Origin of the sequence: Pseudomonas sp. LAMO17WK12:I10 (assembly GCF_900215185.1) — a bacterium.
Classification (GTDB): Bacteria; Pseudomonadota; Gammaproteobacteria; order Pseudomonadales; family Pseudomonadaceae; genus Aquipseudomonas; species Aquipseudomonas chlororaphis.
Window position 1 is genome coordinate 82710 of sequence record NZ_OBDX01000015.1, and the last position, 23331, is coordinate 106040.

Below are 23331 nucleotides of genomic sequence, written 5' to 3' on the forward strand. Positions count from 1 at the left end.
TTCCCCAGCACGGGCCGAGAGTGAGCTAATCCCCGCTCTCCCCCGTCGAGGCAGGCCACGCATTTTGATCATCACCTCCAGCGCCCGTTTTCTGCTCATCACCCATTTGAGTGGCAGCGCCTTCCAGCCAACCAACCACCTGCGTGAGCGGCTGAACTCGATTCTCGATCATGAACTGAACGCCGATTGCCAGTTGTTGTTCTGCAATGTCGAGCAGACGGAGTTGGGGTGGCTGATCCAGTCGAACCAGCCCTATCGGGAGATCGATGCCTGCCTGTGCCGACTGGTCCTGCCCGACTCCCCAGCGCTGTGCACTACTGGGCGGCGCATGGAGCGCTTTGAACTGTTCGAACAGTATGAACAACGCGGACTGGGTGCCGCCTGGCTGTGGTGCGGGAGCCTTGTTGAAAAGATGTACCTGAGATTGCTGGCGCGGATTTACCCGGTATCGGGTGAGCCTGACGATGGGAAATCGACACTTCGCTGACGTATCTGCTTTCGGCCAGAAGCGGCCTCAGGCGGACGGCCTAGTCGGATAGGGACGCTCGCTCGTATAGCTTCGCCATGAGGCCCGGAAGTGCCCACACCACTAGGGCCAATTCACCTAATACGAGTAACTAAATGCCCTCGCTAGAATCGGAGCGATCGCTGGCTATCTGGCTTGGCGTATCCCAGGCTCTGGGGCATTCAATTCGCCTGAAAATATAACTGGAATTCTTATGCGGGGCGGTTGCACTCAGCTCCTGCAACCGCCGTCCCTTTTCTTTCATTGGAGCGGCGCCATACTGTCTAGATAGTCAAGGCTTTGGCGGCTGATACAAGGGAGGATTAGCTACATAGCGTTTTGAGTTAAACCATGTAACGCTCTCTTGCTTCTCGGTCCCACCATCAGGATCATTAAAGATAATTTCTTTTGAAGTGGTATCCACTCCAGTAACAACAATAATATGCGCTGGCCCAAACCAATCGCCATCTAGCCAGAGTGGTCCGTACTGCCGTAGAGCGGCCTCGATTTGTTCGGCCGTGCATCCAACAGGCAGCTCGGCGTCTGTCAATCCTTCGTTCTTCGCGAGTAACCGTATCTGAGCGGGCGTAACGCCAGTGTTTGCGGCGTAGACAGTAGGGATGCCGAGCCGTGGCCCTTGCTCTCGATAGAAAGCCACCATACAGGCAGCGGCGTACCAGCAGGACATCGTTTTGTCTTGCGCCACCTTTGGAACCGTCATTTTGAATATCATGGTACCTCCAGGATATAAAAGGGACCGTGGTCAGTGATGGGAAAAGGGGACAGATTTGAATGGCACTTACTTAAACGCTAAGTAAGTGCCATTCAAATCTGTCCCCTTTTCTCGTCCTGTATAAAAACACAGTTCCCAAAAGCCGGCATGGACAGTCCAACCTCCAAACCCCGCCTGCATGAAGAATACTTAGGTACAGGCCACGACTTCTCGGCGAAGTGTTGTCGTAAATCATGGCTCGGCCTCTTTTAACAGGTCATTTCCAGTCATCGGCTGAAAGCCCACTGAAATTCTGTAAGTGCCAAGCAGGAAGGAAGATAACTGGCATCCAGCCTGCGGGGTGCGTCATTGCGTTGCTTGAACGCTAGTCGACAGTGACCTAGGTCGCAAGTATTTTCCTGGCCAGTGGTCATCCTCCTTTGGGCTTGAGAGAAAAGGGGACAGATTTATTTACAGGCCAGGTCGTCCGCTCCTGGCCGAAAGCTGCCACCCGATGAGGCCTATCAAACCAGGGGCGATTCATCATTCACCGGCGGACCTACCGCTTAACTCAAAGATTCAGATAGATTCAATAGTGGCAAGGGAGAAGGAAGCACAGCGGTTGCTTGCGAGCTAAGGCATCGCGACAAGTATCGAACTGCAGATTGAAGCGGCTGGAGCGATAGCCATTGGAGTCGAAGCCTGGCACAGCGATGCCGTGCCGCCCCACACTTAACCAGATTTCTTGGCTAGGCCGCTATCAACCAGAAGTGTTCATCGAAATATCCATCCCGTTATGAGACAAGGACGGCGAGCCCTGCCGAGCCCCCACACACTCAAGGAGAATTGCCCATCATGGATACAGCCATCAGGTACCGAACGGCGACCGTAGAGGATGCGCTGACCATTTGTGAGTTGGGACAATTACTCAACGCGATTCATCACGCTGCCCGTCCCGATATTTACACTGCTGCCACCCTGGACTTTTCGCGCGACCTCCCGCACTGGATGAGTTTTTTCGAGAAACCGACCCAGGTTGTTTTCATTGCGAATATCGGCCACCAGGCTGCTGGTTTCATTTCCGCCAGCCTGTCGACAAGCTCCGGTCCGCTGATGCAACCGCTGGATTTCGTTCGTATTGGATCGGTGTGTGTAGACGAGCAATTTTGGGGAAAGGGTATTGGTCGAACCCTTGTACGACTCGTTCAAGACTGGGCAATCGAACACAATGCCAAAGATTTAAGGCTGTCGGTGTGGACGTTCAATGCACGTGCAACCCGTATGTACACGGAGTTGGGGTTCGAGCCCCGGGCGCTGGAGATGGGGATGTCCGTTTAGAGGGCATTCCCTCATGGTAAAAAAGTAGACATCCCGAGCCTTCTTGATAGGCCCTAGCAAGGATATGAGGCCAGCGGCTGCTGTTGGCAACCTCAGCATCCTGTCGATGATGCTGAGGACCGGTTTAATCCACATCCCAAAGCAGACGCTGTCAGTTACTTGCCAAAGTGGATTTCACCCTTGAGCCTTTGCGGTTGAAATGGGCATCGAATCACGCCGAACGCCGTTCTATCCACCGCCGGTATTGGCGAGTGCGACAGGCATTGGCGAGCTGTTGCAAGAGCAGCGCGCGTAACGGTGACACGCCTGGATAGGGCTTTTTGTCCTGGCTGAGTTTGCGCAGCTGGAACTTGACGACTGCCATGTTGGCCAAGGACGCGATGCTCTTGTTTTTCCAGGTGATCGGTGGCAATTGCGGAGCATTGTCTTTACCCAGAAGCCAATCACGCGGCAGGTAGGGATCGATGGCCAAGGCCGTTCCGATACCGACCATGTCCACGCCACTCTTGACGACCATTTCGGCAATGGGACGCCGGCGTACGCCACCGGTGACCATCACCGGCATCCTGGCGACGGTCTGGATGTCACGGGCAAACTCGACGAAATAGGCCTCACGCGCCAGAGTGCGACCATCGCGCGCCTCGCCTTGCATGGCCGGCACTTCGTAGCTGCCACCGGATAACTCGACCAGATCCACACCCAGGTCGTTAAGCAGCTCAACCACCTTTTTCGCGTCATCGGCGGTGAATCCGCCACGTTGGAAATCGGCCGAGTTGAGTTTGACCGCCACCGCAAAGCCTGGGGAAACCACGGCCCGTACCGCCGTGACAATCTCAAGCAGCAGGCGTGCCCGGTTTTCCAGGGAGCCGCCCCACTCGTCCGTTCTCTGATTGGTCAGCGGTGACAGGAACTGGCTCAACAGATAGCCATGGGCCGCGTGGATTTCCACGCCGGTGAAACCGGCCTCTTCACCGAGGCGCGCAGCCCGTGCGAAGCGCTGGATAACCTCTTCGATCACGCTGGGGGTCATCGCGTGGGGCGTGGCGAAGTGCTTGGACATTTTGCCCAGGTTCAGCGGTATGGCTGACGGTGCCCAGGTCTTCTGCCCAAGGCTTGCCCGCATCTGGCGGCCGGGATGATTGATCTGCAGCCAGAACTGCGCACCGCCGGATCGACCGATCCGCGCCCAGCGCCTGAACTTGTCCAGTTGCTGGTCATCCTGCAGCACCACGCCGCCCGGCCCGGTCATGGCGCGGCCATCGACCATCACGTTGCCTGTGATTATCAGCCCGGCGCCACCATCGGCCCACGCCTGATACAGGCGCATCAGTTCTTCGGAGGGCGCCTGGTCGGCGTCCGCCATGTTCTCTTCCATGGCGGCTTTGGCGACGCGGTTCTTGATGGTCGAACCATTGGGGAGTATCAGGGTGTCGAACACATTCATGGGCAGTCCCTCATTTGACGTGGGGCCAGCCTAAGTTTGAAGTGAACTTGAAGGTCAAGACCTCTTTTTCAACTGCATCCGACAGTTTCATCGGACACCGCCTATTCGATGTTCAAGGCGCCCGATCCTGGCAAGCGCGTCACCAGATCGGCGCCCAGCAACCTCGCAGGCGTGTAGGCACCGCCAGCCGGGCGCGCCTGTAACAGGTAGTCGACCACGGTCAGCGCACCGTAGACCGTCAGACTGTAGACATTGGTGGTGTGCACGCGCGCCACCTTGCAATCGCCGCGAGCATTACGGGCTTCGCCCCAGACATAGGTGCCCTGATCGGCGCGCTTTTCGTCATCCGGGCCGATCACGGTCTTGCCGATGTGGGCCTTGAGCCGCTTCTGCACGAACGACAAGCCCAGCAGCGGGCGAATGAAGTTGGCGAACCTGGCGCCGCGAATCATGCCGGCGGAGCCCGGCACGAACACCTCGATGTTGGCAATGCCGGTGGTGTGATAGGCCGTGGAAACGTCCCCCCAGGGAATGGTCATGGCAAGCTTTTCTCCAGCGCCAAAGTCGATACGACGCACCCGATAGGCCAAGGGTACAGACACGATTTTCCCCTCGCGACGTACCTTGCCGCCCTGGGCCAGGCCTTCGATCGAAGTCTTGGCGGTGCCCGGCGACAAGCTGGAGCGCGAATCGAACCCCAAGGCCAGGTGCGTTGCATCCGGCAGCGCGGCCTTGAGTGCGGCGGCGACGCAGTCGGTGGGGATCACGTCGAAGCCGACGCCGGGGCAAATCACCACGCCCGCCGCTTGCGCACGCTCATGCAGGGACTGGGCATGCTCGAACACGGCAATCTCGCCGGTGATGTCCAGGTAATGCGAATGGGCCCGCAGGCAAGCGTCCATCATTGGTGCGGCGGTCGCCGAAAACGGCCCCGCGCAATGCAGAACCAAGCCAAGCCCCTTGATCTGCGCCAGCAGTCGCACCTCGTCATCCAACCCGAAAATACGTGCCTCAAGCCCCAGCTCCCGGGCCAAGGGTTCGATCCTGTCGCGGCTGCGCCCCGCCAGCACCGGCCTGAGCCCACGCTTGACGGCTTCGCGGGCGATCAGCTCGCCGGTATACCCGTAGGCGCCATAGATCATCCATTTCATCTGCGTCACGGGGTGGTCTTGCTGGCTCATGCTGTGGCTCCTGGCTGGATGGTTAAGTGCGTTCTTGCCCAATCGGCGCCAGACGCTAATGTTGAAGTCAGGTTTAGAGTCAAGCAGAAGCGCGCCAGCGCCAATGGAAGCTTTTTGCAAATGTGGGGTTGACCTTAAAGCATGGTTCAAGGTGAGCATGACTGGCACTGCATGACAGTCGGAGCCCGGATGATGTTGAAGACCCTTGTTTCTTGTGCGTTGGTATTGATAGGCGGTGTATTCATGACTTTTGCAAATGCTGAAACCAACCCTTCCACTGCAATACCGAAGGATCGCCAGATACTGGTGATCATGACCAACCACGCCAGCTATCCCTCACGCACCGACACCACGGGGCTGTGGTTGACCGAGCTGACGCATTTCACGGATGTCGTCGAGGCCGCCGGTTATACGACGGTTTTTGCCAGCCCCAAGGGCGGAGCGGTTCCGCTGGACGAGCGCAGCCTCGGTTGGCTCTATATGGACAAGGCCGCCCGTGAGCATTTGCAGTCACCGGCGTTTCGCGCTCGCCTGAACAACACGATACCGATCGCCGACATCGATCCCTCCCGGTTCAGCGTCATCTATTTCACGGGGGGCCACGGCGTCATGTGGGACTTTCCCGAAAACCCGGACCTGCGTCGTGTCGCCGAAAAGATCTACAACCAGGGCGGCATCGTCTCAGCCGTCTGCCATGGCGTGGCGGGACTGGTGGATCTCAAGGATGAGCAAGGCCAGGCACTTATCAAGAACAGGAACATCACCGGTTTCTCAAATCGCGAAGAGCTGCTTTCGGGCATGAAGAACCAGGTTCCCTTCTTCCTCGAGGACAGGCTGGTCGGCCAGGGTGCGCGTTACCGCAAGGCCTGGTTGCCATTCACCTCATTTGCCATCACCGATGGACGCCTGGTGACGGGGCAGAACCCTCAGTCGCCCAGGGCCGTGGCTGAAGCCGTGATGGCCTTGCTCTCGGCGGGCAATAAAACTCGCTGAGCCATTGCAAACGGCACGCTGAAAACCAACGAAAAAAAGCCAGCTCACGGCACTTGACCTTAAAGTTCAGTTTCGGCGGCTTTCAAAAGCCTGCCCTGGCGAATTTCGGCTGGCGTGAACGGCGTAAGGCATCGAGCGCATCGAGTGCTCAGCGAAATTCTCTGGTCGACGCCATCGAGCAGATGCAATCACCTGGAGAGAAACCCATTGAAACTCGCAAGTGCAGCCGTTTTAACAGGATTGCTTTTAAACACTTTTGCCAATCACGCATTGGCGGGGATGCCTGAAATGCTCAGCCAGACCGACAGCACCCTGATCGATATCGCGGGCCATCAGGTGCCTGTGGTCAAGGGCGGCTTGTATGACCGCTTTCGCTCCAACCCTCCCTTGTCGGTGATTGCCGCAGAAGTCCCGGGCGTTGATTTAAGCTGGTTCAAAGGGCTGGAGAAGACCAGGGTCGACATCGGCTTCGAGTCCTACTCCCCCAACTTCTACTACCAGAACAGTCGCGTAACCGCTGTCTATACGGCAGACCTGGACAAGCTTCGGGCGCTGATGCCGGCCGAGGTGCTGGCAACCGTCCAACCCCTGCAAGTCTGGCCAGGCCGGGGCTTGATCGCGTTTACCGCGTATACCTACGAGCACTGCGATAACGACGCCTATAACGAAGTCGCCGTATCGATCATCACCAACAAGCCTGGAAAAGCCAATCTTGGCCCCTTCACCTTGATTGGCCAGTCGATGTCTGGAGACTTCTGGGGTTATGTCCTCAAGCTGCCGGTCAATACCGAGCTTGCCAGGGTTCGCGGCGTCGTCGGTTATAACCTGCCGAAATGGCTGACGGGCATTGACCGAAAAGAAGAGGCTACCTCGGTGGTCTATGACATTACCGACAGCCAGACCGGCCAGGTGGACGTGTCCTTCACAGCGAAGAAACTCGATGACCTGTCCAGCGACGTCGATATCGTCACCAACAGCTTCACCAATCTCGATCACAAGGGCCAATTAGCCTATGGGTACGCGGTTTCCCGCCAGCTCAGCCACGGTTCCAGCAGGAGCGCGGGCTCGGCAACCCTTACGCTTGGCAATGGCAGCCTGTCGAACTACATCCGCTCCTTGCAGCTTGGGAAAATGCTGAAGTACGAATATGTGCCAGCGTTCCAAAGCGCGCTCTACGCGCCAAAACCACTGGTTACCCTGGTTGGTACGCACTGATCAAAGGGGCATGGCTTTTTACCCCTGTCAGGCCTTATCAGCCTGACAGGTTGCGTGTTACTTGGAAGACGCACCATTACGGCGGCCTGAAGCGGGCGTCACCCCCTCTTCGCGCAGACGATGCAATAACAACTGCGTGTTCTCCACACAGCCCACGCCCTCGGGCTTACTCTCGACACCCTCGATCACAAGCAGTAGTTGGGCTTTATTCTGGGCCAGCCGTTGCTGGAGGATTTCGATTTCCTCGACCTTGCGCTTGAGCCCACTGAGCAACTCTTCATGCCGCCATCCGTTGGCATTCGTCGGCAGTAACTGGCGGATCTCCTCCAGCGAAAAACCTGCCGCCTGTGCCCCGGTGATGATCTCCAGGACCCACTCGGTGTCAGGTGCGTAGTCCCGATACCCGTTGGCTTTGCGCTCGACGGATTTGATCAGGCCGCTCGCTTCGTAGAAGCGGATGCGTGAAGGCGCCAATCCGCTGATTTTCGCCAGTTCGCCAATTCTCATATTCCCACCCGAAAAAACATTGACCTTAAAGTTTACTTTAAACCTAAAGTAAATTGGCGGCCAAGCAGCGCAGGTGTAAAGCACTGCTCGACCGCCATGGACCCAGGGGAAAGTGGACACCAGACCAGAGCCAACCCCGCCGGAATGCCTATTGGACAGGGCGCACGTTGCTCATGAAAGGCCGCGATCGGAACTCGCTTCGGTCATGGCCTACCTTCCACACAGGAGATGCGAACATGGGGTATGTCACTACGCAGGACGGTGTCGAGATCTTTTACAAAGACTGGGGTCCACGCAATGCCCAAGTGATTTTTTTCCATCACGGATGGCCACTCAGCGCGGACGATTGGGATGCGCAAATGCTGTTTTTCCTGGCTAACGGTTACCGGGTCATCGCCCACGACCGGCGCGGCCACGGGCGATCCAGCCAGGTCTGGGACGGGCATGACATGGATCACTATGCCGATGATGTAGCGGCCGTGGTCAACCATCTTGGCGTGCAGGGCGCCATCCATGTGGGGCACTCCACCGGCGGTGGCGAAGTCATCCATTACATTGCTCGCCACGGCGAAGACCGCGTGTCGAAGGCGGCCATCATCAGTGCCGTGCCACCGCTGATGGTGAAGACCGACAGCAATCCAGGCGGCTTGCCGAAGTCGGTTTTCGATGACTTGCAGGCACAGCTCAAGGCCAACCGTGCGCAGTTCTACTACGACGTCCCGGCCGGGCCTTTCTACGGTTACAACCGCCCTGGCGCGACACCGTCCGAGGGCATTGTCTGGAACTGGTGGCGGCAAGGCATGATGGGCTGCGCAAAGGCCCACTATGATGGGATCGTGGCCTTTTCCCAGACCGACTTCACCCAGGACCTGAAGAGCATCACCATCCCCGTGCTGGTGATGCACGGCGATGACGACCAGATTGTGCCTTATGAAAACTCGGGGCTGTTGTCCGCCAAGCTGTTGCAAAACAGCACGCTGAAAACCTACTCGGGCTTCCCACACGGAATGCCTACCACCAACGCCGATACCATCAACGCCGATTTGCTCGCTTTCGTGCGAGGTTAGAGAAATGAATGGGGGTGGGGTCATTACCCCGCTCCCTGGCTCGCTTTTTTCGAAGCGACTTGAATGATCCGCGCAAGCGTCGTCCCATGACTCAAGCGCTCTCTTGCCGAGCGTCAACTGTTGGCTGCCGCTAAACGGCACCACTATTCGCCATCCAACTAAGCCCCCCAGCCGATTTGCAGTAAACTCTCCCCCCTCACGCCGCTCTCCTCCTCCCTGCGGCTCACCTGATTGTTTGCGGAGTTTGCCTTGCGTCTGTTTCACACCTCCGACTGGCACCTGGGGCAGAACCTCCATGGCCAGGAACGCGATTTCGAGCATGCCTGCTTTCTTGAATGGCTGTTGCGCCAGCTGGCGCTGCACAGCCCTGATGTGCTGCTGATTGCCGGCGATATCTTCGACACGGTCAACCCGCCGGTCAAAGCCCAGGAGCGGCTGTACGACTTTATTGTCAGCGCCCATGAACAGCAGCCCGGCCTGACCATTGTGATGATCGCCGGCAACCATGACTCGGGTTCGCGCATCGAGTTGCCGGCGCCCTTGATGCGGCGTCTGCGCACCCATGCCTTGGGCCGGGTGTTGTGGCTGGACGACGGGCAGTTGGACAGCGAGCGTCTGTTGCTGCCGTTGCCGGATGCCAGCGGCGCGATTGCCGGCTGGTGCCTGGCGCTGCCGTTCCTGCGCCCGGCGGAAGTCACCGGCGCGCACCTGGGTGACGATTACCTGCGGGGCATTGGCCAGGTGCATGAATGGCTGATCGCCGCGGCCAACGCCAAGCGCCAGCCGGGCCAGGCGCTGGTCGCCATCAGCCACGCGCATATGGCCGGTGGCTCGGTATCGGAAGACTCCGAGCGCAGCCTGATCATCGGCAACGCCGAGGCCCTGCCCGCCAGCCTGTTCGGCCCGAGCATCAGCTACGTGGCCCTGGGGCATCTGCACAAGCCGCAGAAGGTCAATGGCGAGGAGCGCATCCGCTACAGCGGTTCGCCGATTCCGCTGTCGTTCTCCGAGATCGGCTACCAGCACCAGATCCTCGACATCCAGCTCGACGGCGAGACCCTGGTCAGCGTCGAACCGCGGCTGATCCCGCGGGCGGTCAACCTGCAACGCCTGGGCCCGGCGCCGCTGGCGGAGATCCTGCTGCAACTGGCCGAGTTGCCGGACATCGATCTGCTGGCCGAAGAACAGCGCCAGCCCTGGCTGGAGGTGCGGGTGCGCCTGGACGAGCCGCAGCCGGACCTGCGCCAGCAAGTGGAAAGCGCCCTGCAGGGCAAGGCCGTGCGCCTGGTGCGCATCGCCGCCGAATACGCCGGCAACGGCGGCCGCGAGGGCGACGACGGCGCCGCGCAACTGGTGGAGCTGGACCAGCTCAGCCCACAGGACCTGTTCAGCCGCGCCTGGCTGGACAGCTACGGCAGCGAGGTGGACGAACAGACCCTCAAGGACTTCGCGCAACTGCTCCAGGAAGTGCAGCACGAGGACGAGCAGCCATGAAGATTCTTGCCATCCGCCTGAAGAACCTGGCCTCCCTGGCCGGCCCCTTTGAAATCGACTTCACCGCCGAGCCCCTGGCCAGCGCCGGGCTGTTCGCCATTACCGGGCCCACCGGCGCCGGCAAGAGCACCCTGCTCGACGCCCTGTGCCTGGCGCTGTTCGGCGCGGTGCCGCGGCTGAACAATATCGGCCGCGAAACCAAGGTGCCGGAGGTCGACAGCGAAATGCTCACCAGCGACCCGCGCACCCTGCTGCGCCGTGGCACCGGCAGCGGCTACGCCGAGGTCGACTTCGTCGGCATCGACGGCCATCGCTACCGCGCCCGCTGGGAAACCAACCGCGCCCGGGACAAGGCCAACGGCAAGCTGCAGGCCAGCAAGCAGAGCCTGCACGACCTGGACAGCAATCAACTGTTGGCCAGCCAGAAGCGCGACTACGAGCAATTGATCGAAGCCAAGCTGGGGCTCAACTTCGAGCAGTTCACCCGTGCGGTGATGCTGGCCCAGAGCGAGTTCAGCGCCTTCCTCAAGGCCGATGACAAGGAACGCAGCGAGCTACTGGAAAAGCTCACCAACACCTCGATCTACAGCCAGCTGGGGCGGCGCGCCTACAGCAAGAGCAAGGACGCCGAGGAACAGCACAAGACCCTCAAGGCCCAGGCCAGCGGCATCACCCCGCTGGAGCCCGAGGCGCGGGCCGAACTGGACCAGCGCTTCGACGCCGCCCAGCAGCAGCTCAAGACCCAGCAGGCGCAGCTCAAGCAGCTGGAGCTGCAACACGGCTGGCTCAAGGAATTGCAGCAGTTGCAGGACCAGCAGCATAGTGCCGCCGAGCAACTGCAACAGGCGCAATCGGCCTGGGAAGGCCTGGCCAGCGAGCGGACCCGGCTGACCCGCCTGGAGCAGCTGGCGCCGCAACGCCATCAGTTCGCCCGGCAGGTGGAACTGAACCAGCAACTGACGCCGCTGCGCGAACAGATCCAGCAACAACGCCAGCAACAAGGCGCAGAGCAGCAACGCCAAAGCGAACTGGAGCAGCAACTGGGCGCGGCCCAGGCCGCGTTGCTCGCCGCCCAGGAACAGCAAAACACCAGCGCGCCGCTGCTGCGCGAGGCCTTTGCCGAGCAAAGCACCCTCGCCCACCTGGGCAAAACCTGCGGTGAAGCCGGCGCGCTCAAGGACAAACTGCAACAGGCCAGCGAACAAGGCCAGCAGGCGATCCAGGCCATGCTCGAACAGCAGCGCCTGGTGGGCGAACGCCTGCAGCGGATTGCCGAACAGTTGGAACACAGTACTCATCTGGCGCCGCTGAGCGATGCCTGGAACGCCTACCGCGATCGCCTGCAACAGTTGATGCTGGCCGGCAACCGGCTGAACAAGGGCCAGGAAGAACTGCCCGGCCTGCAACAACGGGCCGCCAGCGCCGCGCAGCAACTGGCCGCGCAACGCGATGAACTGCAAGTGCTGTACAGCGAAGCCGGCGCCGAGCCCCACGCGGTGGCCGAACAGTTGCAGATCCTCAGCGACCTGCTGCAAGACAACCGCAAACAACAGCGTGCCTTCGAAGAACTGGCGCGGCTGTGGGCCAGCCAACAGGAGCTGGATAAACGCGGCGCGGAACTGGCGGACAAACTGCAGGCCGCGGCGCGCCAGCGCGAAGAGCTGAACCGGATCGGCCTGCAGAGCAAGGCCGAACTCACGGTCGCCGAACAGACCCTGACGGTGACCCAGCAACTGCTGGAACGCCAGCGCCTGGCGCGCAGTGCCAGTGTCGAAGAGCTGCGCGAACAGTTGCAGGACGATCAGCCCTGCCCGGTCTGCGGCAGCCACGAGCATCCCTACCATCAGCCCGAGGCGCTGTTGCAGAGCCTGGGCCGTCACGACGAAAGCGAAGAAGCCAACGCACGCAAGGCGGTGGATGAACTCAAGGAAAAACTCGCCGAACTGCGCAGCCAGGTCGGCGGCCTGATCGCCCAGCAAAAGGAATTCCTCCAGCAACAGGAACAACTGGCCAGCCAGCAGCAGGCCCTGGCGCCAAGCATCGAAGCCCATCCGTTGTCGGCGGCGCTGCTCGACCTGGACGCCGACAAGCGCGATGCCTGGTTGAACCAGCAACTGAGCCAGCTGAACCAGAGCATCCAGCAGGACGAACAGCGCCAAGGCGCCCTGCTGAAACTGCAAAAGGACGCCGGGCGCCTGCAACAGCAACTGCAGGCAGCGATCGAAGCCAGTCACGAGGCCACGCACCAGCTGACCCAGCAGCAACAGCAGCTGGGCGCGGACCGCCAGCGCCTGGAAGAAGAGCTGTCGGCCTTCGCCACCCTATTGCCGGCCGATACCCTCGAAGCCCTGCGCAACGACCCGGCCGCGACGTTCATGCAGATCGACCAGCAGGTCATGCAACGCCTGGAGCAGCTCGACCAGCAGAAGGAAGAAGTGCAAGAGCAGCAACAGCGCCAGCTGGCCCTGGACAAGGAACAGGACCGCCAGCAGACCCGCTTGCAGCAACTGCAAGCCGCCCAGGAACAATTCAATACCCTGGCCGAACAGCAGCAGGCGGCCCACAACAAGCTCGCGCAACTGCTGGGCGAACATGCCAGTGCCGAACAATGGCAGCAGCATCTGGAACAGGCCGTGGAACAGGCGCGCGCCGCCGAGGTGCTGGCCAACCAGCAGTTGCAGGAAGTCCGTCGCCTGCTGGTGCAGCTGGGCGCGGAACTGCAAGGCAAGGAGGAACGCCTGCTGGCCCTTGAAGCCGAGCAGCAGGAGCTGGGCAGCAAGATCGCCGTCTGGCGCCAGCAGCACCCGGAGCTGGACGACGGCGCGCTGGAGCAATTGCTCAGCCTCGACGACCAGCAGGTCGCCGCATTGCGTCAGCAGTTGCAAGAGCGCGAAAAGGCGGTGGAACAGGCCAGGGTCCTGGTCACTGAACGTGAGCAGCGCCTGCACAGCCATCAGGCCCAGCACAACGGCCAGCTCGACGCCGAACAACTGGCCGGCGCCCTGGGCGAGCTGCACAACCAGCTGGCCGCCAGCGAACAGTTGAGCGCCGAACTGCGCGCCCAGCAGACCGAAGACCAGCGCCGGCAAGACGCCAACCAGGCGCTGGGCGAACAGATCGCCCAGGCCTACACCGAATGGCAGCGCTGGGCGCGCCTCAATGCCTTGATCGGTTCGGCCAGCGGCGACACCTTCCGCAAGATCGCCCAGGCCTACAACCTCGATCTGCTGGTGCATCACGCCAACGCGCAGCTGCGCCAGCTGGTGCGGCGCTATCGCCTCAAGCGCGGCGGCAGCATGCTCGGCCTGCTGGTGATGGACACGGAAATGGGCGATGAACTGCGCTCGGTGCATTCGCTGTCCGGCGGCGAGACCTTCCTGGTGTCCCTGGCGCTGGCCCTGGGCCTGGCGTCCATGGCTTCCAGCACGCTGAAGATCGAATCGCTGTTTATCGACGAAGGCTTCGGCAGCCTCGATCCGGAATCCCTGCAACTGGCGATGGACGCCCTCGACGGCTTGCAGGCCCAGGGGCGCAAGGTGGCGGTGATTTCCCACGTGCAGGAAATGCACGAGCGGATTCCGGTGCAGATCCAGGTACGGCGCCAGGGCAACGGCCTGAGTACCCTGGAGGTGAAATGAATACGTTGTATTCGTTCCGTCGCTGCCCCTACGCCATGCGTGCGCGCCTCGCGCTGCGCTACAGCGGGGTGCCGCTGGAGATCGTCGAAGTCAGCCTCAAGGCCAAGCCGGCCGAGATGCTGGCGCTGTCGCCCAAGGGCACGGTGCCGGTGCTCAATGTTGACGGCCGGGTGATCGACGAAAGCCTGGATATCATGCGCTGGGCCCTGGCCCAGCACGATCCGCAGGATTGGTTACTGAAGGACGATGGGCCGGCGCAGCACCGGATCGACGCGCTGATCGCGGAAAACGACCAGGTGTTCAAGCTGCACCTCAATCGCTACAAATACGCCGAGCGTTATCCCGAGCAGCCGATGGAGCATTACCGCGGCCAGGGAGAAGTATTTCTACGGCAGTTGGATGAACTGTTGAGCCTGCGCGACTACCTGCTGGCCGATCACCCGAGCCTGGCGGACATGGCCCTGGCGCCGTTCGTGCGGCAGTTCGCCCATGTCGATCGCGAATGGTTCGCGAAGACGCCTTACCGGCATTTGCAGCGCTGGTTGCAGCGGTTCCTGGAGTCGGAGCTGTTCACCCAGGTGATGGCCAAACCGCCCTTGTAGCCGCTGCCGAAGGCTGCGATCGACCGGAACGGGCGCTGCGATCTCCCGACCGCAGGAGGTCCTTCGGACCTACCGCAGCCTGCGGCAGCGGCTGCAGGGTTGTTCCTCGGATCAGGCCAGCACACTGCACATCTGCAACGCCGAGCAATCGACGCTGAACGGGCCGAAGAACGCGGCCTTGGGTTTGGCTGGCGGGTTGCCGGCCAACAGGCCCAGGGCCTTGGCGGTTTCAATGTTGTGGGCGATGTTGTGATTGCATTCGATGGCCCGGGCCAGCGAGCCTGCCGAGCCCTGCCCTATCCCCAGCAAGGACGCGCCATTGGTCATGAACGCCAGGACGGCAATGACCCAGAACCTGCGTCCTCTCATAGCAGCGCCACTCCCGCATCCGCAGGGTGTTCGGCGGCTTGCGCGCGGTGTTCGAACTGGATGGCCGGGTAAGCGACCTGGATCGGCGGTTGCACTGCCGACGGGGTCTGGGTCGAGAGGCTGACCAGGAGGACCATGGCCAGGTACAGGCCAATGGCGACATAGGCGCCGCGCTTGGCAGAGGTGAGGATCGAGTGGGCCATGGTGGTCTCCGTGGGCATGTTTGCGTGCCCACAGAATCCGTTAAAAGCGCCCGCCGCAGAAACAACCTCGGTGCATAGTCACCATCAGTTGGATTGATCGTGAATCCGCGGCCAATCAATCCCCAAGCAGGGTCAGCATGCGCTCGCGAGAGGTTTCCGGCTCGCCTTCGACGGGCTGGGCAGCCGAGAGAATCGGGGTGGAATAAAGGAACAGAAGAACCACTGCCAGACGCATCGCCATGCTGTCAATCCTTGGAAAGGAGGAGTCAATTAATTAGCGTCAAATTTAAACATATGGCGATATGACATTACCAAGCTAATTTGCCCGGCATGAGGGAAAACGTCGCATACAGGTGATGCAGGAGCGACATCACTGCCGGTCCGCTGGATGAACGAGTCCATTCAGGGAAGCCAGTGACTTCGCTCCTGCATACCTGGGCGTTGCGGGGAATTTCAGTGTTGGATCTTGTGATCCAGGGCGGCGTAGAAGTTGGCGCTCTGTTGCAGGTACTTCTGGGTGTAGGTGTTGGTCGCGGATTTTTTCTCGCTGATTTCCACGTTGGCGCTGGCTGGCAGGGCCACGGTAGCGGAGATGGCGGAAGCGGCGATCACGGAGAAGAGATTGAAGTTCATTCGGGTAACCCTCGTATGCAGTCGGCTGGTTTGCCCGGAAGCCTTGATGCGCCGGGCCGTGAAGCAAAACTACGCCCGAGGGTTGGCGGGTTGAAATCTTTTCCAGCAGTAGCAGATATCAGCGTCATTAATAGAAAGGCTCAGGCCCCGTCAACCGGGGCCTGTGGCTTATTGACGCACCAGGAACTTGATATCGCTGGGTGAATCGAACGGCAGTTTCTGCACGGTCTTGCCGAGGAAACCGGTCTTGGCGTCGCGCTCGATCACCACGATTTCGTTGCTCTTCTGGTTGCCGATCAGCACGTACTTGTTGCTCGGATCGAGGCTGAACTCGCGAGGGTGATCGCCCTCCACCGAACGCCGTTGGATCTCCTTGAGCTGGCCGGTGGCTTCGTCGATGGCGAACACCAGCAACTGATTGGCCGTGCCGCGGTTGCTCACGTACAGGTACTTGCCATCTTTCGAGGCATGCAGCGCGCCCGCCGCCTTCTTATCCTTACCGCCACTGGTCAAGTCGAGGATCTGCTTCTGGGTCAGCTTGCCGTCCTGGTAATCGAACATCACCACCTGGGCACTCATTTCCAGGGTCAGGTAGGCGTGCTTGCCATCGGCGCTGAACAGCAGGTGCCGTGGGCCGCTGCCCGGCGGCAGCTCGACGAATGCCGGCTCGGCCGCGGTCAGGGGGCGCTCGGCGTTGGCCTTGGGGTCGTAGCGGTAGACGAAGATCTTGTCCGCGCCCAGGTCGCTGGCGAACACGAACTGGCCGTCCGGCGACGACACCACCGAATGCACGTGGGCCGCCACCTGGCGCTCGGGGTTGACCCGGCTGCCTGGGTGGCTGCTGAGCTGGACCACCGGCGACAGCTTGCCATCGGTACCAACCGGCAACACCGCGAGGCTGCCGCCTGGATCCGCGACCACCGAGTAGTTGCTGACGAACAGGTAGCGGCCATCGCCGCTCAGGCTCGAATGCGTCGGCTCGTTGCCCAGGCTCTGCACCTGGTTGATCGGGTTCAGCTTGCGGCTCTTGGCTTCGATACCAAAGCTGCTGACCCGGCCGATCGGGTCGGCTTGTCCTGGCCCGTTCTCGTTGACCACGAACAGCTGTTTCTGGTCCTTGGACAGGGTCAGCCAGGACGGGTTGGCGCTCTTGACCACCTGCAGCGGCTTGGCGTCGATCTTGCCGGTGCGACCGTCGAACTTGAGGCGGTAGATGCCTTCGCTCTGGCCCTGGGTGTAGGAACCGACCAGCAGTTCCTGGGTCTCGACCGGCGCGGCCTGCACAGCCATGGCGCCGACACTGCCAGCCATCAGCAGTGGCCAGAAGTTACGCATCCTCATGTTCATCCTCCTCATCGTTACGGGCACTGAAAGCACTCATGCACACCAGGCGGTGCTCACCGCAATCGCCGACGATGGTCCAGCTCTGCAGCGTGTCGTCGAAGGTCGCGGCGTTGACCTGGGCCAGGCTGAAACTCCAGCGCTTGGCCGCGCGGCCGTCCATGCATTCGATCAGCAGCTGTTGGTCGTCAAGGGTGAAGTCGAAGGCATGCAGCCCGTCGATTTCCAGCATGTCGCAGGCTTGGAGGGCAGTCAGCAAAGTGTCTGTAGCGGCAGTCATGGTCGTCAGTCAGCAATGGAAAGCGGCCATGATAGCGGGTCCGGCGCGGCGCGGCTGTAGTGGCATTGCAAAGTTCGCGCGCCCCATTGTTACAAACCCTGTAGCCGCTGCCGCAGGCTGCGCCAGGGCCGAAGGCCCTCCTGCGCCAGGAAGACCGCCGCGACCGTGCCGGTCGATCGCAGCCTCGCGGGCTCGGCAGCGGCTACCGGTCATGGAGACGGGCAATAAAAAACCGCGACCTGGGTCGCGGTTTTGCTTGCAGCCTTGAGGGCTTAGTGGGCGAACAGCGAGTTGCCCTTCTGCCCCGCCAGTTTCTCCGGCTTGATCAGGAACCGTGCCAGCGCCGGCAGCAGCCACAGAGCGCCGAACATGTTCCACAGGAGCATGAAGGTCAGCATCAGGCCCATGTCGGCCTGGAACTTGATGGCCGAGAAGATCCAGGTAGCCACGCCGATGGCCAGGCACAGGCCGGTGAACAGCACCGCCTTGCCGGTGGACTTCAGGGTCTGGTAGTAGGCCTCCTGCAACGGCAGGCCGGCACGCAGGAAGCTTTCCAGGCGGCTGTAGATGTAGATCCCGTAGTCCACGCCGATCCCCACCCCGAGCGCCACCACCGGCAAGGTCGCGACCTTCACGCCAATGCCCATGAACGCCATCAGCGCGTTACCCAGCACCGAAGTCAGCACCAGCGGCAACACGATGCACAGGGTCGCCGCCCACGAGCGGAAGGTGATCATGCACATCACCGCCACGCAGATGTACACCAGCACCAGGATGGTCAGTTCCGAGCGCTTGATCACTTCGTTGGTGGCCGCCTCGATCCCGGCGTTACCCGCCGCCAGCAGGAACTCCAGGCCCTCCTTGTTGTGCTCCTTGGCGAACGCCTGCACCGCATGCACCGCGCGGTCGAGGGTCTCGGCCTTGTGGTCGTTGAGGAAGATCAGCACCGGCGCCAGCGAGCAATTGTTGTTGTACAGGCCGTCGGCCCGGGCGATGGAGTTGTTCAGCACATCCGGGTTGCGCGACAGGGTTTCCCATTTCAGGTTGCCCTCGTTCATGCCCTTGATCATCTGCTTGGACACGGTCACCAGGGAAATCGCCGACTGCACGCCCTCGGTGTTCTGCATCTTCCACATCAGCTCGTCGATCGGCGCCATGGCTTCGTAGCGCGAGCAGCCTTCGGAGGCGGTCTTGACCATCACCACCAGCACGTCGGAACTGGTGGAGTAGTTGTTGATGATGAAGTTGTTGTCCTTGTTGTAGCGCGAGTCCGGACGCAGCTCCGGCGCGCCCTGGTCGAGGTCGCCGATCTTCAGGTTCTGGCTGTACCAGAGGCCGCCACCGAAGGCCAGCAGGGCCAGGAAGATCGACACCGGGGCGACTTTCGGGCTGGCGAAGTTCGACAGCAGGCGCCAGAACGGATGCTCGCGGGTCGCATCCTTCTTGCTGCGCTCGATCGCGCGCTTGCTGATGCCGACATAGGAAATCGCCACCGGCAGCAGGATCAGGTTGGTGAACACGATCACCGCCACGCCGATGGACGCGCCGATGGCCAGTTCGCGAATCACCCCGATGTCGATGATCAACAGGGTGATGAAGCCCACGGCGTCGGCGAGGATCGCGATCATCCCCGGCAGGAACAACTGGCGGAAGGTGCGCCGGGCCGCGGTCAGGGCGTTGTCGGCACCGCTGGATTGCAGGGCGATCCCGTTGATTTTCTGCACGCCGTGGGAAATGCCGATGGCGAAGATCAGGAACGGCACCAGCATCGAATAAGGGTCGAGGCCAAAGCCCACGGCGTGCATCAGGCCCAGCTGCCAGACCACCGCCACCAGGGTGGTGATGAGCACGGCAATGGTGCTGCGGATGCACCAGGTGAACCAGTACAGCAGCACCAGGGTGATCAGGAAGGCGACGCCGAAGAACATCACCACCATGATCAGGCCGTCGATCAGGTCGCCGACCTTCTTGGCGAAACCGACGATGTGAATCTTCACATTGGGGTTCTGCGCCTCGAACTTGTCGCGGATCTTTTCCTCAAGCTCGTGGGAGAACTTCTGGTAGTCCAGGGCCAGCAGCTTGCCCTGGTCCTCCGGGTCCGGGTAGGACTCCAGCAGCGGGATGTCGACGATGCTCGACTTGAAGTCGTTGGCCACCAGGCGCCCGACCTGCCCCGACTTGAGCACGTTGTTGCGCAGCAGGTCGAGGCTGTCGGCCGAGCCGTTGTAGCTCTGCGGGATCACTTCGCCGCCGGCGAAGCCTTCCTCCGTCACTTCGGTCCAGCGCACGCTGGGGCTCCACAGCGATTTCAGGCCCGAGCGGTCGACGCCGGAGATGTAGAACACCTCGTCGTGGATCTGCCGCAGCGTCTCCATGTACTCCTTGGTGAAGATGTCGCCGTCCTTGGCTTCCACCGAGATGCGCACGGTGTTGCCCAGGTTCGCCAGGTCGTTGCGATGCTCCATCATCTTCTCGATGAAGGGATGCTCGAGCGGGATCATTTTTTCGAAGCTGGTGGACGGCTTGATCAGCGTGGCCTGCCAGAACAGGAAAACGCTGACCAGCAGGCAGATGACGATCACTGCCGGGCGATTGTTGAAAATCAGACGCTCGAGAAACGTCGCCTTGTCGGTTTGATGACTGCTCATGGAAGTGTTCCCGCCTTCTTATTATTGGCCCGGCTTGCTTGCCCTGATTATTTTCCGAGATCGGCGCCATTCGCCGAGGTCGAGCGCACACCGCCCTGCCCCGCCAGAATCAGGTTGCCATTGCCGGCCGCCGTCACCGCTGCCAGGGAGATCCGGTCCGGACGGTTGTAGACGCTGAAGGTCACGCCGTTGTCGGTGCTGCGCACCACGCTGCCGCCGTTGCCGACGATCACCAGGGAGCCGTCGTCCAGCAGCGTGGCGCCGGACAGGCCGAACTCCAGGCTGCCGCGGGCCGCCTTGAGCTCGACCTGCTCCCAGGTGCTGCCAAAATCGGTGGAGCGATAGAGGTTGCCGCGCAGGCCGTAAGCCAGCAGCGTGGCGGGCTGGGCGGTGCCGATCACGCCGAAGAACGAACCTTCATAAGGGCCTTCGAGGCGTTCCCAGGTCTGCCCCCAGTCGGCGGAGCGGAACATGCTGCCCTGTTCGCCAACGATGAACAGGCCGGAATCCTTCACTGCGGCAATGGCGTTGAGGTGGTACTGGTCTTCGTTGTCCAGGCGGTCGCTGGCGTCTTCCCAAGTTTTACCGCCGTCGATGGTGGCCAGCAGCGCGCCGTAGGCACCTACGGCAAAACCGTTGCGGGTGTCCTGGAACCACAGATCCAGCAGCGGCGCTTCGCGCTTGAGGTCTTCGAATTGCTTGGTCCAGGTCAGGCCGCCGTCTTCGCTGGCGAGCACCTGGGCATCGTGGCCGACGGCCCAACCGTGCTTGGCGTCGACAAAGTACACCGCGGTCAGCAGCTGGCGGGTCGGTACCTTGGCCTGGGTCCAGGTCTGGCCCTGGTCGTCGGAATAGAGAATGTGCCCGCGATCGCCAACGGCGACCAGGCGCGAACCGGCATGCACGACATCGAGCATCAGGCCCTTGCTGGCCTTGGCCGATTCGGTGGAGTAGACAGTGTCCGCCGCGGACGCAGCGGCCTGGACGGGAGCCGGCAACAGGGCGACCCCCAACAGCGAGAGCGCTGTAGCCAGCAACGCAAATCTGCGCAAGGCCGGCGGGCGACAGGAACTCACACCCATGACAGGCTCACTCATAGACCTTTCCCCCATTTATTATTGTTAGGTCGTTCAACCTTTACAGGGCGCCGTTCGGGGCATGGGATCCAGGACACCGTCCTGAAACCTGCAATCTAGAGCCCCTTCGGAAGCTGACCTATCCTATCGGGCTTTAGAAACGTCTGACAATCGACGCCACGTTATCTTTTGTTAACCACCGTACCCGGCCTGGAACCTGACTGCTCAGTCGATACTGAGGCAACGTACGAAGCGTAGCTGAGGCTGGAACACCAACGCCGCGGACTGCGCCCCTCGATCCCCAAGCATCTGCAGCCGATAGCCGCGCAAAGACTGATTCAGGCCAGGGGCCGCGCCTCCCGGCTTTGGCTATGATTGAGCTGCGTGGTCTGCAAGCCGGACTTCAGGAGTGAGCCATGATTGCCATACGCGAGGCGTGGAAAGCCGGATTGCTGGGACGCGCGCACTGGGCCCGCAACCTGGTGTCCGGGGTGATTGTCGGCGTGGTGGCGCTGCCGTTGGCCATGGCCTTCGCCATCGCCTCCGGGGTCAAGCCTGAACAGGGGATCTACACCGCCATCGTCGGCGGCCTGCTGGTGTCGCTGTTCGGCGGCAGCCGCTTGCAGATCGCCGGGCCCACCGGGGCCTTTATCGTGATTCTGGCCGGAGTCACCGCCAAGTACGGGGTCGACGGCCTGCAACTGGCGACCATGATGGCCGGGATCATCCTGTTCCTGCTGGGCATCAGTCGCCTGGGGGCCCTGATCAAGTTCATCCCGGACCCGGTGATACTCGGCTTTACCGCCGGGATCGGGGTGATCATCTGGGTCAGCCAGTGGAAGGACTTCTTCGGCCTGCCCGCCGTCGGCGGCGAGCACTTTCACCAGAAGCTCTGGCACCTGTTGCAGGCCCTGCCCGACCTGCACCTGGCCACCACCCTGCTGGCCCTGCTCAGCCTGGCGCTGTTGTGGGGCGTGCCCAGGGTCGCGCAGCTCAAACGCCTGCCGGCGCCCCTGGTCGCCATGACCCTGGCCACGGCCCTGCAGTCACTGTTCCAGTTCGACGGAGTGGCCACCATCGGCAGTGCCTTTGGCGGCATTCCCCAGGGCTTGCCGGCGCTGCAACTGCCTGAGATCAGCCTGCCCCGGGTGCTGGACCTGATCGGCCCGGCCTTCGCCATCGCCATGCTCGGCGCCATCGAGTCGCTGTTGTCGGCGGTGGTGGCCGACGGCATGGCCGGTACCCGCCACGACTCCAACCAGGAACTGATCGGCCAGGGCATCGCCAACCTGGCCACGCCGCTGTTCGGCGGATTCGCCGCCACCGGCGCCATTGCCCGCACCGCGACCAATATCCGCAACGGCGGCAGCAGCCCGCTGGCGGGCATCGTCCATGCCTTGGTCCTGGTGCTGATCATCCTGTTTCTCGCGCCGCTGGCGGCCAATATTCCGCTGTGCGCCCTGGCCGCGATCCTGTTCGTGGTGGCCTACAACATGAGCGAGCTGCACCACTTCAAGCGCATGGTGCAGCGGGCGCCCCGGGCGGACGTGGCGATTCTGCTGGCCACCTTTACCCTCACGGTGTTCAGCGACCTGGTGATCGCGGTGAATATCGGGGTGATTCTGGCGATGCTGCATTTCCTGCGGCGCATGGCCTCCTCGGTGGAGGTGCAACAGGTGGTGGAGCAGGACCTGCAGCACGAGCTGCACGGCAACGGCCAGTTGCATCTGCCACCGGGCGTGCTGATCTACACCATCGAGGGGCCGCTGTTCTTTGGTGCCGCGGAGACTTTCGAACGAGCGCTGGCGCAGACTCACAGCGACCCGCGGGTGCTGATCATTCGCCTGAGACACGTGCCTTTCATGGACATCACGGGCTTGCAGATGCTGGAGGAAGTGATTGGCCAGCTGCATAAACGCGGGATTGTGGTGAAGCTGTGCGAAGCCAACCTCAAGGTCCACACCAAGCTTGAGCGGGTCGGCATTCTGCACGCCATCGGCGCGCAGAACTATCACCCTGACCTGAGCAGCGCCCTGACCACCACCCTGTAGCCGCTGCCGCAGGCTGCGAACGGCCCGCGGGGAC

Annotated in this window: 21 protein-coding genes; 9 read left to right on the forward strand and 12 right to left on the reverse strand. The window is 61.5% G+C overall.

What is annotated here, in order from left to right; all coding sequences use genetic code 11:
- The first annotated feature begins 64 nt into the window (after positions 1–64).
- Complete coding sequence (locus CRO75_RS17405; RefSeq protein ID WP_097137062.1) at positions 65–487, forward strand: hypothetical protein; 423 nt, start codon at positions 65–67, stop codon at positions 485–487.
- Between the two features lie 310 nt (positions 488–797).
- Here CRO75_RS17405 and CRO75_RS17410 read toward each other — a convergent pair whose 3' ends face one another.
- Positions 798–1238 (reverse strand): papain-like cysteine protease family protein, encoded by a 441-nt coding sequence (locus CRO75_RS17410; RefSeq protein ID WP_097137064.1) that lies wholly within the window; start codon positions 1236–1238, stop codon positions 798–800.
- Between the two features lie 834 nt (positions 1239–2072).
- Here CRO75_RS17410 and CRO75_RS17415 point away from each other — a divergent pair.
- Positions 2073–2555: a GNAT family N-acetyltransferase gene (locus CRO75_RS17415; protein WP_097137066.1), complete on the forward strand. Its 483-nt coding sequence runs from the start codon at positions 2073–2075 to the stop codon at positions 2553–2555.
- A gap of 211 nt (positions 2556–2766) precedes the next feature.
- Here the strand turns inward: CRO75_RS17415 and CRO75_RS17420 are convergent, their stop codons facing one another.
- The gene (locus CRO75_RS17420) at positions 2767–3999 is read right to left on the reverse strand and encodes an NADH:flavin oxidoreductase/NADH oxidase family protein (RefSeq protein WP_097137068.1); all 1233 of its coding nucleotides are present in this window, start codon (positions 3997–3999) and stop codon (positions 2767–2769) included.
- A 101-nt stretch (positions 4000–4100) separates the two neighbouring features.
- On the reverse strand, positions 4101–5180 hold the full coding sequence (locus tag CRO75_RS17425) for a saccharopine dehydrogenase NADP-binding domain-containing protein (RefSeq protein ID WP_097137070.1): 1080 nt from the start codon (positions 5178–5180) through the stop codon (positions 4101–4103).
- 189 nt (positions 5181–5369) lie between these two features.
- On the opposite strand from CRO75_RS17425, the gene CRO75_RS17430 reads away from it, so the two are divergent.
- Positions 5370–6173: a type 1 glutamine amidotransferase domain-containing protein gene (locus tag CRO75_RS17430; RefSeq protein ID WP_087091181.1), complete on the forward strand. Its 804-nt coding sequence runs from the start codon at positions 5370–5372 to the stop codon at positions 6171–6173.
- 288 nt (positions 6174–6461) lie between these two features.
- Positions 6462–7388, forward strand: a complete 927-nt coding sequence (locus CRO75_RS17435) for an acetoacetate decarboxylase (ADC) (RefSeq protein ID WP_239990602.1) — start codon at positions 6462–6464, stop codon at positions 7386–7388.
- A gap of 57 nt (positions 7389–7445) precedes the next feature.
- On the opposite strand, the gene CRO75_RS17440 is transcribed toward CRO75_RS17435, so the two are convergent.
- Positions 7446–7895: a MerR family transcriptional regulator gene (locus CRO75_RS17440; protein ID WP_009043621.1), complete on the reverse strand. Its 450-nt coding sequence runs from the start codon at positions 7893–7895 to the stop codon at positions 7446–7448.
- Between the two features lie 236 nt (positions 7896–8131).
- On the opposite strand from CRO75_RS17440, the gene CRO75_RS17445 reads away from it, so the two are divergent.
- The 4 genes from CRO75_RS17445 (at position 8132) to CRO75_RS17460 (ending at position 14696) form a co-directional block, all read left to right on the forward strand.
- Entirely contained in the window at positions 8132–8962 is an 831-nt protein-coding gene (locus CRO75_RS17445) for an alpha/beta hydrolase (RefSeq protein ID WP_009043620.1), read from the forward strand.
- 249 nt (positions 8963–9211) lie between these two features.
- Positions 9212–10456, forward strand: coding sequence for an exonuclease SbcCD subunit D C-terminal domain-containing protein (locus tag CRO75_RS17450; RefSeq protein ID WP_097137074.1), 1245 nt, complete (start codon positions 9212–9214; stop codon positions 10454–10456).
- Positions 10453–14094 carry an AAA family ATPase gene (locus CRO75_RS17455; RefSeq protein WP_097137076.1) on the forward strand — a complete coding sequence of 1214 codons (3642 nt, stop codon included), beginning with the start codon at positions 10453–10455 and terminating at the stop codon, positions 14092–14094. Before CRO75_RS17450 ends, CRO75_RS17455 begins: the two co-directional genes overlap by 4 nt.
- Positions 14091–14696: a glutathione S-transferase gene (locus CRO75_RS17460; protein WP_097137077.1), complete on the forward strand. Its 606-nt coding sequence runs from the start codon at positions 14091–14093 to the stop codon at positions 14694–14696. The genes CRO75_RS17455 and CRO75_RS17460 overlap by 4 nt, the downstream gene beginning before the upstream one ends.
- A gap of 111 nt (positions 14697–14807) precedes the next feature.
- On the opposite strand, the gene CRO75_RS17465 is transcribed toward CRO75_RS17460, so the two are convergent.
- The 8 genes from CRO75_RS17465 to CRO75_RS17495 form a co-directional block, all read right to left on the reverse strand.
- Positions 14808–15065, reverse strand: coding sequence for a hypothetical protein (locus tag CRO75_RS17465; protein WP_097137079.1), 258 nt, complete (start codon positions 15063–15065; stop codon positions 14808–14810).
- Positions 15062–15268, reverse strand: a complete 207-nt coding sequence (locus tag CRO75_RS17470) for a hypothetical protein (protein ID WP_097137081.1) — start codon at positions 15266–15268, stop codon at positions 15062–15064. The genes CRO75_RS17465 and CRO75_RS17470 overlap by 4 nt, the downstream gene beginning before the upstream one ends.
- Before the next feature lie 115 nt (positions 15269–15383).
- Positions 15384–15509, reverse strand: coding sequence for a hypothetical protein (locus tag CRO75_RS33545; protein ID WP_009043615.1), 126 nt, complete (start codon positions 15507–15509; stop codon positions 15384–15386).
- 212 nt (positions 15510–15721) lie between these two features.
- Positions 15722–15901: a hypothetical protein gene (locus CRO75_RS17475; RefSeq protein ID WP_007923220.1), complete on the reverse strand. Its 180-nt coding sequence runs from the start codon at positions 15899–15901 to the stop codon at positions 15722–15724.
- Positions 15902–16069: 168 nt separating this feature from the next.
- Positions 16070–17242, reverse strand: coding sequence for a lactonase family protein (locus CRO75_RS17480; protein WP_062825710.1), 1173 nt, complete (start codon positions 17240–17242; stop codon positions 16070–16072).
- On the reverse strand, positions 17229–17522 hold the full coding sequence (locus CRO75_RS17485) for a DUF5629 family protein (protein ID WP_097137083.1): 294 nt from the start codon (positions 17520–17522) through the stop codon (positions 17229–17231). Before CRO75_RS17485 ends, CRO75_RS17480 begins: the two co-directional genes overlap by 14 nt.
- A 272-nt stretch (positions 17523–17794) precedes the next feature.
- On the reverse strand, positions 17795–20170 hold the full coding sequence (locus CRO75_RS17490) for an RND family transporter (RefSeq protein WP_097137085.1): 2376 nt from the start codon (positions 20168–20170) through the stop codon (positions 17795–17797).
- Positions 20171–20217: 47 nt separating this feature from the next.
- The gene (locus tag CRO75_RS17495) at positions 20218–21267 is read right to left on the reverse strand and encodes a YCF48-related protein (RefSeq protein WP_097137087.1); all 1050 of its coding nucleotides are present in this window, start codon (positions 21265–21267) and stop codon (positions 20218–20220) included.
- Positions 21268–21662: 395 nt separating this feature from the next.
- On the opposite strand from CRO75_RS17495, the gene CRO75_RS17500 reads away from it, so the two are divergent.
- Positions 21663–23297 carry a SulP family inorganic anion transporter gene (locus tag CRO75_RS17500; protein WP_062825707.1) on the forward strand — a complete coding sequence of 545 codons (1635 nt, stop codon included), beginning with the start codon at positions 21663–21665 and terminating at the stop codon, positions 23295–23297.
- The last annotated feature ends 34 nt before the right edge of the window (positions 23298–23331 follow it).

What these genes read in the sequence shown, in the direction of transcription:
- CRO75_RS17470 (WP_097137081.1), bottom strand. Translation starts at nt 15,268, where the DNA reads ATGGCCCACTCGATCCTCACCTCTGCCAAGCGCGGCGCCTATGTCGCC.
- CRO75_RS17460 (WP_097137077.1), top strand. Translation starts at nt 14,091, where the DNA reads ATGAATACGTTGTATTCGTTCCGTCGCTGCCCCTACGCCATGCGTGCG.
- CRO75_RS17465 (WP_097137079.1), bottom strand. Translation starts at nt 15,065, where the DNA reads ATGAGAGGACGCAGGTTCTGGGTCATTGCCGTCCTGGCGTTCATGACC.
- CRO75_RS17415 (WP_097137066.1), top strand. Translation starts at nt 2,073, where the DNA reads ATGGATACAGCCATCAGGTACCGAACGGCGACCGTAGAGGATGCGCTG.
- CRO75_RS17455 (WP_097137076.1), top strand. Translation starts at nt 10,453, where the DNA reads ATGAAGATTCTTGCCATCCGCCTGAAGAACCTGGCCTCCCTGGCCGGC.
- CRO75_RS17425 (WP_097137070.1), bottom strand. Translation starts at nt 5,180, where the DNA reads ATGAGCCAGCAAGACCACCCCGTGACGCAGATGAAATGGATGATCTAT.
- CRO75_RS17445 (WP_009043620.1), top strand. Translation starts at nt 8,132, where the DNA reads ATGGGGTATGTCACTACGCAGGACGGTGTCGAGATCTTTTACAAAGAC.
- CRO75_RS17430 (WP_087091181.1), top strand. Translation starts at nt 5,370, where the DNA reads ATGATGTTGAAGACCCTTGTTTCTTGTGCGTTGGTATTGATAGGCGGT.
- CRO75_RS33545 (WP_009043615.1), bottom strand. Translation starts at nt 15,509, where the DNA reads ATGGCGATGCGTCTGGCAGTGGTTCTTCTGTTCCTTTATTCCACCCCG.
- CRO75_RS17475 (WP_007923220.1), bottom strand. Translation starts at nt 15,901, where the DNA reads ATGAACTTCAATCTCTTCTCCGTGATCGCCGCTTCCGCCATCTCCGCT.
- CRO75_RS17485 (WP_097137083.1), bottom strand. Translation starts at nt 17,522, where the DNA reads ATGACTGCCGCTACAGACACTTTGCTGACTGCCCTCCAAGCCTGCGAC.
- CRO75_RS17490 (WP_097137085.1), bottom strand. Translation starts at nt 20,170, where the DNA reads ATGAGCAGTCATCAAACCGACAAGGCGACGTTTCTCGAGCGTCTGATT.
- CRO75_RS17435 (WP_239990602.1), top strand. Translation starts at nt 6,462, where the DNA reads ATGCTCAGCCAGACCGACAGCACCCTGATCGATATCGCGGGCCATCAG.
- CRO75_RS17440 (WP_009043621.1), bottom strand. Translation starts at nt 7,895, where the DNA reads ATGAGAATTGGCGAACTGGCGAAAATCAGCGGATTGGCGCCTTCACGC.
- CRO75_RS17410 (WP_097137064.1), bottom strand. Translation starts at nt 1,238, where the DNA reads ATGATATTCAAAATGACGGTTCCAAAGGTGGCGCAAGACAAAACGATG.
- CRO75_RS17420 (WP_097137068.1), bottom strand. Translation starts at nt 3,999, where the DNA reads ATGAATGTGTTCGACACCCTGATACTCCCCAATGGTTCGACCATCAAG.
- CRO75_RS17500 (WP_062825707.1), top strand. Translation starts at nt 21,663, where the DNA reads ATGATTGCCATACGCGAGGCGTGGAAAGCCGGATTGCTGGGACGCGCG.
- CRO75_RS17495 (WP_097137087.1), bottom strand. Translation starts at nt 21,267, where the DNA reads ATGAGTGAGCCTGTCATGGGTGTGAGTTCCTGTCGCCCGCCGGCCTTG.
- CRO75_RS17480 (WP_062825710.1), bottom strand. Translation starts at nt 17,242, where the DNA reads ATGAGGATGCGTAACTTCTGGCCACTGCTGATGGCTGGCAGTGTCGGC.